This window comes from Clostridium chromiireducens (assembly GCF_003575225.1).
GTDB lineage: Bacteria > Bacillota > Clostridia > Clostridiales > Clostridiaceae > Clostridium > Clostridium chromiireducens.
Genome location: NZ_QXDJ01000006.1, coordinates 45,125 through 61,728 on the forward strand (window position 1 = coordinate 45,125; position 16,604 = coordinate 61,728).

At 33.3% G+C, this 16,604-nt stretch carries 31 protein-coding genes; all 31 read left to right on the forward strand.

Going from position 1 to position 16,604, the window contains the following annotated elements:
- Positions 1-55: 55 nt before the first annotated feature.
- Positions 56-889: a 50S ribosomal protein L2 gene (gene rplB, locus D2A34_RS20765; protein WP_079437636.1), complete on the forward strand. Its 834-nt coding sequence runs from the start codon at positions 56-58 to the stop codon at positions 887-889.
- Between the two features lie 65 nt (positions 890-954).
- Positions 955-1,227 (forward strand): 30S ribosomal protein S19, encoded by a 273-nt coding sequence (gene rpsS, locus D2A34_RS20770; protein WP_079437637.1) that lies wholly within the window; start codon positions 955-957, stop codon positions 1,225-1,227.
- Between the two features lie 20 nt (positions 1,228-1,247).
- Positions 1,248-1,583 carry a 50S ribosomal protein L22 gene (gene rplV, locus D2A34_RS20775; RefSeq protein ID WP_079437638.1) on the forward strand — a complete coding sequence of 112 codons (336 nt, stop codon included), beginning with the start codon at positions 1,248-1,250 and terminating at the stop codon, positions 1,581-1,583.
- A gap of 23 nt (positions 1,584-1,606) precedes the next feature.
- Positions 1,607-2,272 carry a 30S ribosomal protein S3 gene (gene rpsC / locus D2A34_RS20780; protein ID WP_079437639.1) on the forward strand — a complete coding sequence of 222 codons (666 nt, stop codon included), beginning with the start codon at positions 1,607-1,609 and terminating at the stop codon, positions 2,270-2,272.
- A 17-nt stretch (positions 2,273-2,289) separates the two neighbouring features.
- Positions 2,290-2,724 carry a 50S ribosomal protein L16 gene (rplP, locus tag D2A34_RS20785; RefSeq protein ID WP_079437640.1) on the forward strand — a complete coding sequence of 145 codons (435 nt, stop codon included), beginning with the start codon at positions 2,290-2,292 and terminating at the stop codon, positions 2,722-2,724.
- A complete protein-coding gene (gene rpmC / locus D2A34_RS20790; protein WP_009167820.1) occupies positions 2,724-2,936 on the forward strand; it encodes a 50S ribosomal protein L29 in 213 nt (70 codons plus the stop codon). Before rplP ends, rpmC begins: the two co-directional genes overlap by 1 nt.
- Before the next feature lie 22 nt (positions 2,937-2,958).
- A complete protein-coding gene (rpsQ, locus tag D2A34_RS20795; protein WP_079437641.1) occupies positions 2,959-3,213 on the forward strand; it encodes a 30S ribosomal protein S17 in 255 nt (84 codons plus the stop codon).
- Positions 3,214-3,241: 28 nt separating this feature from the next.
- The gene (gene rplN / locus D2A34_RS20800; RefSeq protein WP_079437642.1) at positions 3,242-3,610 is read left to right on the forward strand and encodes a 50S ribosomal protein L14; all 369 of its coding nucleotides are present in this window, start codon (positions 3,242-3,244) and stop codon (positions 3,608-3,610) included.
- Between the two features lie 15 nt (positions 3,611-3,625).
- The gene (gene rplX, locus D2A34_RS20805) at positions 3,626-3,940 is read left to right on the forward strand and encodes a 50S ribosomal protein L24 (protein ID WP_079437643.1); all 315 of its coding nucleotides are present in this window, start codon (positions 3,626-3,628) and stop codon (positions 3,938-3,940) included.
- 22 nt (positions 3,941-3,962) lie between these two features.
- Complete coding sequence (rplE, locus tag D2A34_RS20810; RefSeq protein ID WP_079437644.1) at positions 3,963-4,502, forward strand: 50S ribosomal protein L5; 540 nt, start codon at positions 3,963-3,965, stop codon at positions 4,500-4,502.
- 16 nt (positions 4,503-4,518) lie between these two features.
- Positions 4,519-4,704, forward strand: a complete 186-nt coding sequence (locus D2A34_RS20815; RefSeq protein ID WP_015390350.1) for a type Z 30S ribosomal protein S14 — start codon at positions 4,519-4,521, stop codon at positions 4,702-4,704.
- Positions 4,705-4,736: 32 nt separating this feature from the next.
- A complete protein-coding gene (gene rpsH / locus D2A34_RS20820; RefSeq protein ID WP_079437645.1) occupies positions 4,737-5,135 on the forward strand; it encodes a 30S ribosomal protein S8 in 399 nt (132 codons plus the stop codon).
- Positions 5,136-5,205: 70 nt separating this feature from the next.
- A complete protein-coding gene (gene rplF / locus D2A34_RS20825) occupies positions 5,206-5,748 on the forward strand; it encodes a 50S ribosomal protein L6 (protein WP_079437646.1) in 543 nt (180 codons plus the stop codon).
- Between the two features lie 18 nt (positions 5,749-5,766).
- On the forward strand, positions 5,767-6,126 hold the full coding sequence (rplR, locus tag D2A34_RS20830; protein ID WP_079437647.1) for a 50S ribosomal protein L18: 360 nt from the start codon (positions 5,767-5,769) through the stop codon (positions 6,124-6,126).
- A gap of 19 nt (positions 6,127-6,145) precedes the next feature.
- Positions 6,146-6,643, forward strand: coding sequence for a 30S ribosomal protein S5 (gene rpsE, locus D2A34_RS20835; RefSeq protein WP_079437648.1), 498 nt, complete (start codon positions 6,146-6,148; stop codon positions 6,641-6,643).
- An 11-nt stretch (positions 6,644-6,654) separates the two neighbouring features.
- Complete coding sequence (gene rpmD, locus D2A34_RS20840; protein WP_008426606.1) at positions 6,655-6,834, forward strand: 50S ribosomal protein L30; 180 nt, start codon at positions 6,655-6,657, stop codon at positions 6,832-6,834.
- 21 nt (positions 6,835-6,855) lie between these two features.
- On the forward strand, positions 6,856-7,296 hold the full coding sequence (gene rplO, locus D2A34_RS20845; protein WP_011967525.1) for a 50S ribosomal protein L15: 441 nt from the start codon (positions 6,856-6,858) through the stop codon (positions 7,294-7,296).
- A 1-nt stretch (position 7,297) separates the two neighbouring features.
- Positions 7,298-8,599, forward strand: a complete 1,302-nt coding sequence (secY, locus tag D2A34_RS20850; protein WP_079437649.1) for a preprotein translocase subunit SecY — start codon at positions 7,298-7,300, stop codon at positions 8,597-8,599.
- A 25-nt stretch (positions 8,600-8,624) separates the two neighbouring features.
- Positions 8,625-9,275 carry an adenylate kinase gene (locus D2A34_RS20855; protein ID WP_079437650.1) on the forward strand — a complete coding sequence of 217 codons (651 nt, stop codon included), beginning with the start codon at positions 8,625-8,627 and terminating at the stop codon, positions 9,273-9,275.
- Positions 9,275-10,024, forward strand: a complete 750-nt coding sequence (gene map, locus D2A34_RS20860) for a type I methionyl aminopeptidase (RefSeq protein ID WP_079437651.1) — start codon at positions 9,275-9,277, stop codon at positions 10,022-10,024. Before D2A34_RS20855 ends, map begins: the two co-directional genes overlap by 1 nt.
- An 87-nt stretch (positions 10,025-10,111) precedes the next feature.
- The gene (locus D2A34_RS20865) at positions 10,112-10,393 is read left to right on the forward strand and encodes a KOW domain-containing RNA-binding protein (RefSeq protein WP_079437652.1); all 282 of its coding nucleotides are present in this window, start codon (positions 10,112-10,114) and stop codon (positions 10,391-10,393) included.
- A gap of 7 nt (positions 10,394-10,400) precedes the next feature.
- Entirely contained in the window at positions 10,401-10,619 is a 219-nt protein-coding gene (infA, locus tag D2A34_RS20870) for a translation initiation factor IF-1 (RefSeq protein WP_002582630.1), read from the forward strand.
- A 57-nt stretch (positions 10,620-10,676) separates the two neighbouring features.
- On the forward strand, positions 10,677-10,790 hold the full coding sequence (gene rpmJ, locus D2A34_RS20875; RefSeq protein WP_003156543.1) for a 50S ribosomal protein L36: 114 nt from the start codon (positions 10,677-10,679) through the stop codon (positions 10,788-10,790).
- A 209-nt stretch (positions 10,791-10,999) separates the two neighbouring features.
- Positions 11,000-11,368, forward strand: a complete 369-nt coding sequence (gene rpsM, locus D2A34_RS20880) for a 30S ribosomal protein S13 (protein WP_011967530.1) — start codon at positions 11,000-11,002, stop codon at positions 11,366-11,368.
- A gap of 15 nt (positions 11,369-11,383) precedes the next feature.
- Positions 11,384-11,779: a 30S ribosomal protein S11 gene (gene rpsK / locus D2A34_RS20885; RefSeq protein ID WP_079437653.1), complete on the forward strand. Its 396-nt coding sequence runs from the start codon at positions 11,384-11,386 to the stop codon at positions 11,777-11,779.
- A gap of 30 nt (positions 11,780-11,809) precedes the next feature.
- Complete coding sequence (gene rpsD, locus D2A34_RS20890; RefSeq protein ID WP_079437654.1) at positions 11,810-12,430, forward strand: 30S ribosomal protein S4; 621 nt, start codon at positions 11,810-11,812, stop codon at positions 12,428-12,430.
- 102 nt (positions 12,431-12,532) lie between these two features.
- Complete coding sequence (locus tag D2A34_RS20895) at positions 12,533-13,480, forward strand: DNA-directed RNA polymerase subunit alpha (protein ID WP_079437655.1); 948 nt, start codon at positions 12,533-12,535, stop codon at positions 13,478-13,480.
- A 12-nt stretch (positions 13,481-13,492) separates the two neighbouring features.
- Positions 13,493-13,834 (forward strand): 50S ribosomal protein L17, encoded by a 342-nt coding sequence (gene rplQ / locus D2A34_RS20900; protein ID WP_011967534.1) that lies wholly within the window; start codon positions 13,493-13,495, stop codon positions 13,832-13,834.
- A 235-nt stretch (positions 13,835-14,069) separates the two neighbouring features.
- On the forward strand, positions 14,070-14,921 hold the full coding sequence (locus tag D2A34_RS20905; RefSeq protein ID WP_119367831.1) for an energy-coupling factor transporter ATPase: 852 nt from the start codon (positions 14,070-14,072) through the stop codon (positions 14,919-14,921).
- Positions 14,906-15,775 carry an energy-coupling factor transporter ATPase gene (locus tag D2A34_RS20910; RefSeq protein WP_119367832.1) on the forward strand — a complete coding sequence of 290 codons (870 nt, stop codon included), beginning with the start codon at positions 14,906-14,908 and terminating at the stop codon, positions 15,773-15,775. Before D2A34_RS20905 ends, D2A34_RS20910 begins: the two co-directional genes overlap by 16 nt.
- Positions 15,776-15,783: 8 nt before the next feature.
- Entirely contained in the window at positions 15,784-16,584 is an 801-nt protein-coding gene (locus tag D2A34_RS20915) for an energy-coupling factor transporter transmembrane component T family protein (RefSeq protein WP_079437658.1), read from the forward strand.
- Positions 16,585-16,604: the final 20 nt, after the last annotated feature.

Sequence of the window (16,604 nt, forward strand, 5' to 3'; positions counted from 1 at the left end):
AAAGCCATTATTGGTGATAAACACCAGAGAAGCTTGAAGAAGGAGGGAATTTTAAATGGCAGTTAAAAAGTTTAACCCTATTACACCATCAAGAAGACAAATGACTATGCCAACTTTTGAAGAAATAACTTCACAAGAACCAGAAAAGTCACTTCTTGTTGCATTAAAGAGTAAAGCGGGTAGAAATGCTCAAGGTAAAATTACTGTTAGACATCGTGGCGGCGGTGTTAAGAGAAAATATAGAATAATAGATTTCAAGAGAAATAAAGATGAAGTTCCAGCAAAGGTTGCAACTATAGAATATGATCCAAACAGATCAGCATATATAGCGCTAGTTATATATAGTGATGGAGAAAAGAGATACATTCTTGCACCAGCAGGTTTAAAAGTTGGAGATGTAGTAGAATCTGGAGTTAATGCAGATATTAAACCAGGAAATGCTCTTCCATTAAAGAATATACCAGTAGGTACTGTTATTCATAATGTAGAATTACAAAGAGGTAAAGGTGGTCAATTAGTTAGAGCGGCAGGTGGATCAGCTCAATTAATGGCTAAAGAAGGAGATTATGCAACTCTTAGATTACCATCAGGTGAAATGAGATATGTAAGAATCGAATGTAGAGCTACAATAGGAACACTTTCTAATGCAACAAACGATATAGTTAATATCGGTAAAGCTGGTAGAAAGAGACATATGGGATGGAGACCAACAGTTAGAGGATCTGTAATGAACCCTAATGATCACCCTCACGGTGGTGGTGAAGGTAAATCTCCAGTTGGTAGACCAAGTCCAGTTACTCCATGGGGTAAACCAGCACTTGGATACAAAACTAGAAAAACTAAGAAATATTCAGATAAATTTATTATCAAAGATAGAAGAGCTAAATAGTTTGAGGAGAATAGTAAGTTCTCTTCAAAGCTTAGAGCTCAGTGTTTAGGAAGGGAGGCATATTAGTGAGTAGATCAACAAAGAAAGCACCTTTTATTCATGAAGGACTTTTTAAGAAGATAGAAGAAATGAATAGCAATGGAGAAAAAAAGGTTGTAAAGACTTGGTCAAGAAGTTCAACAATTTTTCCACAATTCATAGGACACACAATTGCAGTTCATGATGGAAGAAAGCACGTACCAGTATATATATCAGAAGATATGGTTGGCCATAAGTTAGGTGAATTTGTATTAACTAGAACTTATAAAGGTCATGACGATAAAACATCAAAAAGATAGCCTGGAAAGGAGGATCATAAATGGAAGCTAGAGCTATAGCAAAATATATTAGAATGTCTCCAACAAAGGTAGGAGTAATTCTTAATTTAATAAGAGGAAAACAAGTTAATGAAGCTTTTGCTATTTTACAATATACTCCAAGAGAAGCAGCAGTTGTAATAAACAAAGTTTTAAAATCAGCAGTTGCTAATGCAGAAAATAATATGGAATTAAACGCTGATAACTTATATGTTTCAGAATGTTTCGTTGGTCAAGGGTCAACATTAAAGAGATTCCAACCTCATGCTCAAGGTAGAGCATTCAAAATCTTAAAGAAAACAAGCAATATAACAGTAGTTGTTAAAGAAAGAGCTTAGTTTATAAAAGGAGGGAAAAGTAAGTGGGTCAAAAAGTAAATCCTCATGGCCTTAGAGTAGGTGTTATCAAAGGATGGGACGCAAAATGGTATGCTAATAAGAAAAATTTTGCTGATAATCTTATAGAAGATAACAAAATTAGAAAATTTGTTAAAAAAGAACTTTTTTCAGCAGGTATTTCTAGAATAGAAATTGAAAGAGCTGCTAAGAGAGTTAAATTAAATATACACACAGCAAAACCTGGTGTTATTATAGGAAAAGGTGGATCAGGAATCGAAGCTTTAAAGAATAAATTAACTCAATTTGTTGAAGGTAAGAATATCTTAATAAATATAGTTGAAGTTAAAAGCGCAGAGGCTGATGCACAATTAATGGCTGAAAACATTGCTGCACAATTAGAAAAAAGAATTTCATTCAGAAGAGCAATGAAACAAACAATGCAAAGAGCTATGAAACACGGAATAAAAGGTGTAAAAACTGCATGTTCTGGTAGATTAGGTGGAGCTGAAATAGCAAGAACTGAACATTATCATGAAGGAACAATTCCACTACAAACATTAAGAGCTGATATTGATTATGGATTTGCTGAAGCAGATACAACATACGGAAAAATCGGAGTTAAGGTTTGGGTTTATAATGGAGAAGTTCTTCCAACTAAGAAAGTAGAAAAGGAAGAGGCTAACGCATAGGAAAGGAGGAATAGATCATGTTAATGCCTAAAAGGGTAAAACATCGTAAGGTGCAACGTGGTAGAATGAAAGGTAAGGCAACAAGAGGTAATTTCTTAGCTTATGGAGATTACGGAATTCAAGCATTAACTTGTGGCTGGATTACAAGTAATCAAATTGAATCTGCCAGAATTGCTATCAATAGATACATTAAAAGAGGTGGAAAACTTTGGATAAAGATTTTCCCGGATAAACCAGTTACAGAAAAGCCAGCTGAAACAAGAATGGGTTCAGGTAAAGGATCACCAGAATATTGGGTTGCAGTAGTTAAACCAGGTAGAATTCTGTTTGAATTATCAGGAGTACCAGAAGTAACTGCAAGAGAAGCAATGAGACTTGCTTCACATAAACTTCCTGTAAAGACAAAATTTGTTTCAAAAAGAGATTTTGAGGAAATGGGTGGTGAAGAATAATGAAGGCTAGAGAATTAAAAGAATTGAAATCAAGCAATCCTCAAGATTTAACAGTAAAGTTGGGCGATCTTAAAGCAGAATTATTTAACTTAAGATTTCAATTAGCTACAGGACAATTAGAAAATCCAATGAGAATAAGAGAAGTTAAGAAATCTATAGCCCAAATAAAAACCATCTTAAGAGAAGAAGAATTAAAAGCATTGGAACAATAAAATTGGAAGGAGGTAAGCCCTAATGGAAAGATCATTAAGAAAGAAAAGAATTGGTAGGGTTGTTTCTGATAAAATGGAAAAGACTATTGTAGTAGCTGTTGAAACTAAGGTTAGACATCCGTTATATGGAAAAACAGTTAATAAGACTACAAAGTTTAAAGTACATGATGAAAATAATGAAGCTAAAATTAATGATAGAGTATCAATCATGGAAACTAGACCTTTATCTAAAGATAAGAGATGGAGACTTGTTGAAATAGTTGAAAAAGCTAAATAGGCTTTAAAACTGAAAGGAGGGTAATTTAATGATACAACAACAAACCTTATTAAAGGTTGCAGATAATTCAGGTGCAAAAGAAATTATGTGTATCAGAGTCTTAGGCGGATCTAAAAGAAAGTTTGGTAATATCGGTGATGTTATAGTTGCTAGCGTTAAAAGTGCAACACCAGGTGGAGTTGTTAAAAAAGGTGATGTTATAAAGGCAGTTGTAGTTAGATCAGTAAGAGGCGTAAGAAGAGCCGATGGTTCATACATTAAATTTGACGAAAACGCAGCGGTTATAATTAAAGACGATAAACAACCAAGAGGAACTCGTATCTTTGGACCTGTTGCTAGGGAGCTAAGAGATAAGGAATTTACCAAAATTCTATCATTAGCACCAGAAGTTCTATAAGAGGAGGTGGCCAACTTGAAGATACATGTAAGAAAGAATGATACAGTTATTGTTATATCTGGTAAAGATAAAGGCAAAACTGGTGAAGTGTTAAAAGCATATCCAAAGACAGGAAAGATTCTTGTTCAAGGAGTTAATATAGTAAAGAAACATCAAAAAGCTAATAAGGGTCAAGTTGAAAGCGCTATAATTGAAAAAGAAGCGGCAATCAACAGCTCAAAAGTTATGTTATATTGTAACAAATGTAAGAATGCAACTAGAATCCAAAATGAGATTTTAGCTGACGGCACTAAAGTTAGAAAATGTAAGAAGTGTGGAGAAACATTCTAGAATTTGAAAGGAGGTAACTAATATGACAAGACTTCAAGAAAAATATCAAAAAGAAGTAATTCCAGCGATGATTGAGAAGTTCGGATACAAAAACATAATGGAAGTTCCGAAGTTGGAAAAAATCGTAATAAACATGGGAGTTGGAGAAGCTAAAGAGAACCAAAAAGTTCTTGAATCAGCAGTTAATGACTTAACTTTAATTGCAGGTCAAAAACCTGTATTAACAAGAGCTAAGAAATCTGTAGCTAACTTCAAAATTAGAGAGAACATGGCACTAGGATGCAAAGTTACACTAAGAAAAGCTCAAATGTTTGAATTTGCAGATAAGCTAATGAGCATTGCATTACCAAGAGTTAGAGACTTCAGAGGAGTTTCAAGCAAGGCTTTCGATGGTAGAGGTAATTATTCATTAGGAATAAAAGAACAATTAATATTCCCAGAAATAGAATATGATAAGATAGATAAAGTTAGAGGAATGGATATAATCTTCGTTACTTCAGCTAACACAGACGAAGAAGCTAGGGAATTATTAAGATTCCTTGGAATGCCATTCGCTCAATAATAAGGAGGGAAACACATTGGCACGTAAGGCTATTATTGAAAAGTGGAGCAAAACTCCTAAATTTAAAACTCAAGCTTATACAAGATGTAGAATATGTGGAAGACCACATGCGGTATTAAAGAAATATGGAGTATGCCGTATTTGTTTTAGAGAGCTTGCTTATAAGGGCGAAATTCCAGGTTGTAGAAAAGCAAGTTGGTAGTATATACAATGTAACGAAAGGAGGCACATTAAATGGTTATGACAGATCCTATAGCAGATTTATTAACTCGTGTAAGAAATGCTAATGCTGTAAGACATGAAGTGGTAGAGGTACCTTCTTCAAATGTAAAGAAGGAAATTGCAAATATATTATTACAAGAGGGTTATATAAAAGAAATTAATGAATATAACGATGGAGTTGTTCCTATGTTAAGATTATCTCTTAAATATGGAGCTAATAAAGAAAGAGTTATAACTGGTATTAAGAGAATTTCTAAGCCAGGATTAAGAGTTTATTGTAAGAAAGATGAAGTACCAAAGGTTCTTAATGGATTAGGTATTGCTGTTGTTTCAACTTCAAATGGAATAATGGTAGATAGAGAAGCTAGAAAGAACAGTTTAGGTGGAGAAGTAATCTGCTACGTTTGGTAAGATTTCAGATAAATTAAACTAAATAAAATTGCAGAAAATGCAATTTTGAAATAATATAGGAGGTGCAATTATGTCAAGAGTAGGTAGATTACCAATAGCTATCCCTTCTGATGTAACTGTTACTGTAACACCAGACAACGTTGTTACAGTTAAGGGACCAAAAGGCGAACTAGTTAAAACTATGCACAAAGATATTAGCATAGCTGTTGAAAACAATGAAGTAATTGTTACTAGACATAGTGAACAAAAAGATCACAGAGCTCTTCATGGTTTAACAAGAGCATTAATTAATAATATGGTAATTGGAGTTAAACAAGGTTACCAAAAGACATTAGATTTAGTTGGTGTTGGTTATAGAGCTCAATTACAAGGAAAGAAACTTGTGATGAACCTTGGATATTCACATCCAGTTGAAATTGAACCTATTGACGGAATCACATTTGAGACTCCAGCTGCAACTAGAGTAATAGTAAGCGGAATCGACAAAGAAAAAGTTGGATTTGCAGCAGCAGATATAAGAAAATGGAGAGTACCAGAACCATACAAGGGTAAAGGTATTAAATACGAAAATGAAGTGATCAGACGTAAAGAAGGTAAGACTGGTAAGAAATAATAGAAAGGAGTGAGTTTTATGTTCAAGAAGGTAGACAAAAAGGCGAGCAGAGAAAAACGTCACCTTAGAGTTCGTAAAAAAGTTTTTGGTACTGCGGAAAGACCAAGACTTTCAGTTTTTAAGAGTGAAAAGAATATTTATGCACAAGTTATTGATGATATAAATGGTGTAACAATAGTAGCTGCTTCAAGTTTAGATAAAGATTTTGCTGCTAAAGGCGGGAATAAAGAAGGTGCTAAACTAGTTGGAGAAGCAATAGCTAAAAGAGCTATAGAAAAAGGAATTGATGCAGTGGTATTTGATAGAGGCGGATACATATATCACGGAAGAATTCAAGAATTAGCACAAGCAGCTAGAGAAGCAGGCTTGAAATTCTAATAAACAAGGAGGGAAATAAATGAGAATCGATCCTAGTACACTAGACCTTAAAGAAAAGGTTGTTTTCATAAACAGAGTTACTAAGGTTGTTAAGGGTGGTAGAAACTTCAGATTCAGTGCTCTAGTTGTTGTCGGAGACGAGAACGGACACGTTGGTGTTGGAACTGGTAAATCTATTGAAATCCCAGAAGCAATAAAAAAAGGTATAGAAGATGCTAAGAAAAACTTAGTAAGCGTTGCAATGGTAGGAACAACAATTCCTCACCAAGTTAATGGTAAATTTGGAACTTCAAACGTTCTAATTATGCCAGCTAAAGAAGGTACAGGAGTTATTGCTGGAGGTCCAGCAAGATCAGTACTTGAATTAGCAGGATTAAAGGATGTTAGAGCTAAATCATTAGGTTCAAACAATCCAAACAACATGGTAAATGCTACAATAAACGGATTAGCTAGTTTAAGAACAGCTGAAGATATCGCTAAATTAAGAGGCAAATCTGTAGAAGAAATATTAGGTTAGGAGGTATTGCAATGGCTAAATTAAGAGTTACATTAGTAAAGAGCTTAATAGGTAGAAAGAAAGACCATATCGCTACTGCAAACGCTCTTGGACTTAAGAAAATAGGAAAAACAGTAGAACCTGAGGCAACACCTCAAGTACAAGGTATGATAAAAAAGATAGAATATCTATTAAAAGTAGAAGAAGTATAAAAATAAGGAGGTGCACTGAATATGAAACTTCACGAATTAAAACCAGCAGCAGGTAGCAAGAAAGCACCTAAAAGAATTGGTAGAGGTACTGGTTCTGGCTTAGGAAGAAATGCTGGTAAAGGTGAAAAAGGTCAAAATGCAAGATCAGGTGGTGGCGTAAGACCTGGTTTTGAAGGCGGTCAAATGCCTTTATATAGAAGACTTCCTAAGAGAGGTTTTACAAACATTTTTGCAAAGAAGATTGTTAGCATAAATCTTGACAGATTAAATATCTTTGAAAATGGTACAGAAGTTACTCCAGAATTATTACTTGAAAGAAGAGTTGTAAGTAAGGTTCTAGACGGAGTAAAGATTCTTGGAAACGGAACATTAGAAAAAAGCTTAACGGTTAAAGGATGTAAGTTCTCTAAGTCTGCTATAGAAAAGATTGAGGCAGCTGGGGGAAAAGTTGAGGTGATGTAAAGTGCTTCAAACTCTACGTAATGCATTCAAGGTTCCTGAACTTAGAAAAAAGATTTTATGGACGATATTACTAGTTGCAATTTTCAGGATGGGAAGTCATGTTCCTCTTCCTGGAATTAACTCTGACTATTTGAAAAATCTGTCTCAATCTGGAGGACTATTAGGATTTTATGATATGCTTTCAGGGGGCGCATTTAGTAGATCCAGTATTTTAGCATTAGGAGTTATGCCATATATTAACGCATCAATTATAATTCAACTATTAACTGTTGCTATACCGCAACTAGAGCAGCTTTCAAAAGAAGGCGATACTGGTAGAAAGAAAATACAAAATGCAACACGTTATGTATCTCTTGGAATTGCATTCATATTAGCGTATGGAATTTATGCAACAATTTCAAGTAGTGGAGCAACAGCTGGATTAAATTCAATTCAAAAAGTTATTATTGTTTTTGCTTTAGTAGTTGGAACAACATTCTGTATGTGGTTAGGAGATCGAATCACAGTTAAAGGTATTGGAAATGGGACGTCTATATTAATATTTGTTAATATAATTTCAAGAGTTCCAACAACAATCGGATCAATGCTTACACTTAAGGAAGCAGGAAGTGCAAGTATTATAGAAATTGTATTATTTGGAGTATTTGCTGTACTGTTGCTTGCCACTATATTATATTTTTCTTTGTCCGAAAGAAGAGTACCTGTGCAATATGCAGGTAAATTCGCTTCAGGGAATAGTAATATGGTAAAAGCACAATCAACAACACACATCCCATTAAGTATAATTGGATCTGCTGTTCTTGCGATTATATTTTCTATGTCAGTAATGGAATTTCCAAAAACAATTGCAACATTATTTGGTGGAATTGGAGAAGGTCAAAAAGAGTGGGCAAAATGGATACTGACAAATCCTACATCTATATTCAACCAGAGAAGTTGGATGTATGTAGTGTTATATGCAGTACTTACTTTATTCTTTAATTGGTTTTATACTCAAATCACATTTAAACCAGATGAAATGTCTGAGAATTTGCATAAATCTGCAGGATTTGTGCCAGGTGTAAGACCAGGAGAAGAGACTACAGTATTTTTTGAAAGGGTGCTTAATAGAGTATCTTTTATTGGAGGGATATTAGCAGCAGTTTTAGCTGTAACTCCAGTTTTAGTTCAAAATTATACGCAATTTCAAAATATAGCTTTTTCAGGAACTGGATTATTAATTGTTATAAATGTTGCATTAGATTTTACAAGAAAAGTGGAGTCACAAATGGTGGTTAGACACTATAAGGGATTTCTTAAATAGATTAGAATAAATGGAGATGAAGCCAGTGAAGATAGTATTACTAGGTCCTCCTGGAGCTGGAAAGGGAACACAGGCTAAATCGATCAGTAATAAATATTCAATACCACACATTTCTACGGGAGATATTTTTAGAAAAAATATTTCTGAAAACACTCCTTTAGGAATAGAGGCAAAAGGTTATATAGATAACGGTCAGCTAGTTCCTGATGAAGTAACTATTAACATGGTTAAAGATAGGCTACAGCAGGATGATTGTAATGCTGGATATTTATTAGATGGTTTTCCTAGAACTGTGGCTCAGGCTGATGCTCTTAACAGCTTTCTTATAGAGAGAGGCGAACAATTAGATACTGCATTATTAATAAAGGTACCTAATGAGTTTATCTTAGAAAGAATGACTGGTAGAAGAGTATGTCCATCTTGCGGAGCAAGTTATCATGTTAAATTTAATCCTCCAACTCATGAAGGAAAATGTGCTTTGTGTGGAAGCGAAGTTATACAAAGAAAAGACGATACAGTTGAAACTGTAAAGGAAAGACTTGATGTATATCAAAGAGAAACACAACCACTAATTGAATTCTACAGCGATAAACACTTGCTATCAGAAGTAGATGGAACGAAAGCTATTAATGAAGTTTTCAGAGGAATATGCGAAATGTTGGGGAACAACAAATAATGATTATCATAAAGAATCATGATGAAATAGCCATAATGAGAAAAGCAGGTAGAATAGTAGGAGAAACATTGCTATTGCTTGAAAAAGAGGTAAAACCCGGGGTAACAACTGCAAACTTGGATAGAATAGCAGAAGAATTTATAACTAAGCATGGAGCAAAACCTTCATTTAAAGGCTTATATGGTTTTCCTTCGTCACTATGTATTTCAGTAAACGAGCAAGTAATACATGGATTTCCAGGGAATTATGTTCTTAGGGAAGGTGATATAGTTAGCGTAGATTGTGGTGCATTTTTTAATGGATTTCACGGAGATGCTGCAAGAACCTATCCCGTTGGAAATGTTTCAGTAGAAGCTCTAAAATTAATAGATATAACAAGAGAGAGTTTCTTTCAAGGTATAAAGTATGCCGAAGATGGAAATAAATTAACTGATATATCGCATGAGATACAAAGCTACGTAGAAGCGGCAGGTTTCTCAGTTGTAAGAGATTTTGTAGGGCATGGGATTGGACGTAAGGTTCATGAAGATCCAAATGTACCTAATTTCGGCAAACCTGGTAAAGGTCCAAAATTGCTTGAGGGTATGGTATTAGCCATAGAACCTATGGTTAATGCAGGTACTAATAAGGTGAAGACATTGAAAGATGGATGGACAGTTGTGACAGCAGATTCTTCTTTATCAGCACATTATGAAAATACAGTTGCAATTTTATCAGATGGACCTGAAATTTTAACACTGATTAAGTAGAAAAAAGAGTGTTGCTTAGTTATAAATTTGCATAATACCGTTGTGGTAGTGTTAATTTATACTAAGGTAATCATTGAGGTGAAAAATTTGCAAAACAATGACTTGATTGGAAAAGTAGTACTTTCGAAAGCAGGAAGAGATAAAGATCACTTATATGTTATTGTTAGGCAGATAAATGATAATTATGTATTACTAGCTAATGGGGATACAAAATTAGTTAATATGCCTAAGAAGAAAAAGATTAAACACTTAAGTATTTTAGAGGATATAGATGATGAGATTTTATCATCAATACAATCATGCGATAAGAGTACTGATTTAAAGATTAAGAGATTCCTAAAGCTTAGAGGCATTGTTAAGGAGGGTTGATTACCTTATGTCAAAAGATGACGTTATAGAAATGCAAGGTACGGTATTAGAATCTTTACCAAATGCTATGTTTCAAGTTGAACTTGAAAGTGGCCATAAGATTTTAGCACACATATCGGGTAAATTAAGAATGAACTTCATAAGAATTTTACCAGGAGATAAAGTTACAGTAGAACTTTCTCCTTACGATTTAACAAGAGGTAGAATTACATGGAGAGCAAAATAAGGTAGATATAAATTACATTTAAGTTCTACCACAAAAGTAATATGAGGAGGGTTAGCTATGAAAGTAAGACCATCAGTTAAGCCTATTTGTGAAAAGTGCAAAGTAATCAGAAGAAAAGGAAAAGTAATGGTAATCTGTGAAAATCCTAAGCACAAGCAAAAACAAGGCTAATGATCAAGTTTACAATATTATTTACATTAAAATAAATGTAAATAATATTGACATTTCAGCAAAAGTCAAATATGATTATATAGTCGTTTAATTAATCAAAAATAAATTTTAGGGCGGCTGGCAATGGTAATTATCTATTGACCTAAAATTTTATTATAAATATAAAATCAACTTTTATACATTTCAATTATCAGGAGGTGTAAATTTTAATGGCAAGAATATCAGGTATTGATCTACCAAGAGAAAAGAGAGTTGAAATAGGTTTAACTTATATATATGGGATAGGATTATCAACTTCACAAAAAATCTTAGCTGTAACAGGAATTAATCCAGATACAAGAGTTAAGGATTTATCAGAAGAAGAAGTTAATGAAATCAGAACTTATATCAACAAGAATTTAATGGTTGAAGGTGACTTAAGAAGAGATGTCGCTTTAAATATCAAGAGATTAGTAGAAATAGGATCATACAGAGGAATTAGACATAGAAGAGGTCTTCCAGTTAGAGGACAAAAAACTAAGACTAATGCAAGAACTAGAAAAGGTCCTAAAAAGACAATAGCTAATAAGAAGAAATAGTAAGGAGGGAAGATAATGGCAGCTAAAACAGTTAAGAAAACTAGAAGAAAAAAAGAAAGAAAAAATGTTGAGCATGGCGCTGCACACATTAAGTCAACTTTTAATAATTCAATAGTTACTTTAACAGACGCAGTAGGAAATGCTTTATCATGGTCAAGTGCAGGTGCACTAGGCTTTAGAGGATCAAGAAAGAGCACACCATATGCAGCTCAAGCAGCAGCAGAAACTGCAGCTAAAGTAGCAATGGAACACGGCTTAAAAAGTATAGAGGTTTATGTTAAAGGACCTGGTTCAGGAAGAGAAGCAGCTATAAGATCCTTACAAGCAGCAGGACTAGAAGTAACTTTAATTAAAGATGTTACTCCAATACCACATAATGGTTGTAGACCACCAAAGAGAAGAAGAGTCTAATATAACCGTAGTAATAGGAGGTGTAATTTAATGGCAAGATATACTGGCGCTACATGTAGATTATGTAGAAGAGAAGGTATGAAACTTTTCCTTAAAGGTGATAGATGTTTTACAGATAAGTGTGCTTTTGTTAGAAGAAGCTACGCACCAGGACAACATGGAGCAAGCAAGAAGAAGCAATCAAACTATGGTGTTCAATTAAGAGAAAAGCAAAAAGCAAGAAGAATTTATGGCGTTTTAGAAGGCCAATTTAGAGCATATTATGAAAGAGCTGAGCATATTAAAGGTATAACAGGTGAAAACTTACTTAAATTACTAGAAATGAGACTTGATAACGTAGTTTATAGATTAGGTTATGGTTCATCAAGAAATGAAGCTAGACAATTAGTAACTCATGGTCATTTCTTAATAAATGGTAAAAAAGTTGACATTTGTTCATATAATGTTTCAGTTAATGATACAATTACTGTATGCGAAAAAAGCAGATCAAGTGAAAAATTCAAAACTTTTGTTGAAAATCCAAAAACTTTACCAAAATGGTTAGAAGCTAATGTTGATAACTATGAAGGAAAAGTAGTTGCAGAGCCATCAAGAGAAGATATAGATGTGCCTGTTAACGAAACGCTTATTGTTGAGTTATACAGTAAATAATATATTTATATTTGTTAGAGAAATTTATCACAATATATGCAAATATAGAATCAGTTGCCCTCATAATAAGGTTGCCATTTTTAAAATAAGGAGGGTTTGTCAATGTTAGAAATCGAAAAGCCAATAATAGAATGTATAGAAGCTAATGAAGATGGTACTTATGGTAAGTATGTTGTTGAGCCACTTGAAAGAGGATATGGTATCACATTAGGAAATGCCCTAAGAAGAATATTATTATCATCACTTCCAGGAGTTGCAACAACCTCTGTCAAAATTGATGGAGTACTTCATGAGTTTTCTACTGTTCAAGGAGTTAAAGAAGATGTTACTGAATTAATTCTTAATATTAAATCATTAGCTCTAAGAATGAATGGTGAAGGTCCAAAGGTTATTTATATTGATGCTAAAGGACCAGGAGAAATTACTGGAGCTGATATAAAGACTGATGGTGATGTTGAAGTTGTTAATAAGAATTTACATATTGCAACTTTAGATAACGATGGAAGACTTTATATGGAATTAACAGTTAATAAGGGAAGAGGTTATGTTACTCAGAATAAAAATAAGAGTGATGAATTACCAATCTCAGCTATAGCAGTTGATTCTATTTATACACCAGTAAAAAGAGTTAATTTTACTGTTGATAACACAAGAGTTGGTCAAATTACTGATTATGATAAATTAACTTTAGAAATTTGGACTAATGGTACTATAAAAATAGATGAAGCTATTAGTTTATCAGCAAAGATACTTATTGAACATTTCAAATTATTTATGTCATTAACAGATAATACTAATGACGTTGAAATAATGATAGAAAAAGAAGACGATAAAAAAGAAAAAGTCCTAGAGATGACTGTAGAAGAACTTGATTTATCAGTTAGATCATATAACTGCTTAAAGAGAGCCGGAATTAATACAGTACAAGAACTTGCAACGAAATCAATGGATGATATGATGAAAGTAAGGAATCTAGGAAAGAAATCGTTAGAAGAAGTTGAAAGAAAGCTTAAAGAATTAGGTTTAGCTTTAAAACTAACCGAGGAGTAAGGAGGTAAATCCATGGCAGGTCATCGTAAATTAGGTCTTCCTACAGACCAAAGAAGAGCTATGCTAAGAAATCTTGTTACTAGTCTATTAAAACATGGTAAAATCGAGACAACTGAAACAAGAGCTAAAGAAACTAGATCAATAGCTGAAAAAATGATTACTCTTGGAAAAAGAGGAGATCTTCATGCTAGAAGACAAGTATTATCTTATGTTCAAGAAGAACTAGTTGTTAAGAATTTATTTGATAATGTAGCTCCAAAGTATACTGAAAGAAATGGCGGATATACAAGAATCATAAAAAAAGGTCCTAGAAGAGGGGACGGAGCTGAGATAGTAATACTTGAATTAGTATAATACTAATTGGGGATTAAGTTTAGACTTAATCCCCATTTTAACATAGAAAATTATAATGTGAGAAAATTAATATATTATAGAGCGGTTTTTTGCATTTTTAGTAAAAATCAATGCTTTTTATTGATTGTATTGAATTTTAAGATATAATAGAACTTATAATTGAACATATATAGCTCTATCTGGAACAAAACATTTGTATAATATATTAATAATAAAACATCATGGAGGTTATGTCATGAGTGATGAAATGATAAAGTGCACAAATGTATCTTTTAAATATATAAAGGACTCAGAAGGAATAAAAGAAGAGAAATACGCAGTTAATGGTGTTAATTTAGAAGTGAAAAAAGGAGAATTCTTAGTTGTATTAGGGCATAATGGTTCTGGTAAGTCAACAATGGCCAAACATATGAACGCTCTTTTAGTACCTACAGAAGGTACTGTTGTAGTAGATAATCTTGACACGAGTGATCCACAAAATGTATGGAGTATTAGGTCAAAGGCTGGGATGGTATTTCAGAATCCTGATAATCAGTTAGTTGCAACAATAGTCGAAGAGGATGTAGCTTTCGGACCAGAGAACTTAGGAATTGAACCGTTAGAAATACGTAAAAGAGTCGATGAAAGTTTAGAAAAAGTGGGGATGAGTAAATATAAGAGACATGCACCACATCTTTTATCTGGGGGTCAGAAACAAAGAATTGCTATAGCTGGAATACTTGCAATACAACCTAAATGTATAATTTTTGATGAACCAACTGCTATGTTAGATCCATCAGGGAGAAGAGAAGTTCTTAGAACAATAAAAGACCTTAATAAAAAACATGGTATTACTATAGTATTAATAACACATTACATGGATGAAGCAGCTCAGGCTGACAGGATTATAGTAATGGATGGTGGAAAAATAAAGATGGAAGGTACTCCGCGGGATATTTTTCCACAAGTAGAGCGTATGAAAAAGATAGGGTTGGATGTTCCACAAGTTACAGAATTAGCATATGAATTAAAGAAATCAGGAATATATATTAATGAAAAAATATTAAATGTAGATGAGATGGTGAATGCGTTATGTCAATTAAAATAGAAAATTTAACACATATATATATGCCTAAAACCCCATTTGAGAAGATTGCCTTGGATAATGTGTCATTGAATATAGAAGATGGAGAATTTATAGCTTTAATAGGACATACTGGATCAGGTAAATCAACTTTAATTCAGCATTTCAATGGATTGTTAGAGGCTAATAGTGGAAAAATAATTGTTGACGGAGTGGATATTACAGATAAGAAGGCCAAACTTACTAATATTAGAAAAAAGGTAGGATTAGTATTTCAGTATCCTGAATATCAACTATTTGAAGAGACTATAGCCAAAGATATTGAATTTGGACCAAGAAACCTTGGACTTTCTGATGAGGAGATTCACGAGAGAGTAGTTAAGTCTATGGAAATGGTCGGATTAGACTATGAAACCTATAAAGATAAATCACCATTCGACTTAAGTGGAGGACAAAAGAGAAGAGTTGCAATTGCAGGGGTTGTGGCAATGCAGCCTACAACACTTATATTAGATGAACCTACTGCGGGATTAGATCCTAAAGGTAGAGATGATATATTGGAACAAATAATTAAATTACATAAGGACTATAAGATGACAATTGTTATTGTTAGTCATAGTATGGAAGATGTTGCAAAATTTGCAGGAAGAATTATTGTAATGAATGATGGAAAAGTTGAATTACAAGGGACTCCAGCAGAGGTATTTAAAGAAGTAGATACGTTAGAGAAAATAGGGCTTGGTGTGCCTCAAGTAACATATTTAGTTAGAGAGTTAAGGAAAAAAGGTTTTAATATTTCAGATAATGTATTTACAATAGAAGAAGCCAAGAAAGAACTCTTGTCTATTCTAAATACAAATAAGGTGAAAGGAGAATAGGCAAAGTTATGTTGAAAAATATTACAATAGGACAATACTTGCCGGGGGAGTCCTTTATTCATAAATTAGACCCTAGAACAAAAATCGTTTTATCTATACTTTTTATCGCATGTTTATTTATAATAAATAAGTTTGTAGGATATACAGTAATAGTAGGATTTTTATTAGGCGTGATTTTAATAGCAAAAGTTCCATTTAGATTTATTTTCAATGGGTTGAAACCAATATTTTTGCTAGTTGCATTAACAGCTATTATGAATATATTTATGGTTAGGGGTACAGAAGGTACTGAAGTATTTAGTATAGGCTTTTTAAAAGCATATCCAGAAGGTTTAAGTATTGCTGCTTTTATGGCAATTAGATTAATTTTATTAATTATAGGAACATCTTTACTGACATTAACTACGTCTCCTATTGAATTAACAGATGGCATAGAAAAGTTACTTAAACCAATAGGTAAGGAGATAGCTCATGAACTTGCTATGATGATGACAATAGCATTAAGATTTATTCCTACACTGATAGATGAAACAGATAAAATAATGAAAGCTCAAAAGGCAAGGGGAGCAGATTTCGAATCTGGTGGAATTATTAAGAAGGCTAAGAGTCTAGTACCATTGTTAGTTCCTCTATTTATAAGCTCATTTAGAAGAGCTGATGAATTAGCCATGGCGATGGAAGCAAGAGGATATAGAGGTGGAGCTGGACGAACTAGAATGAAAATGCTTCAATTTTCATATAGAGATACGATTGCATTTATCATCTTTGGAATACTACTTATATGGTGCTTAGCAGTTAGATTGTATTAATATGTAATTAAGAGGATAGA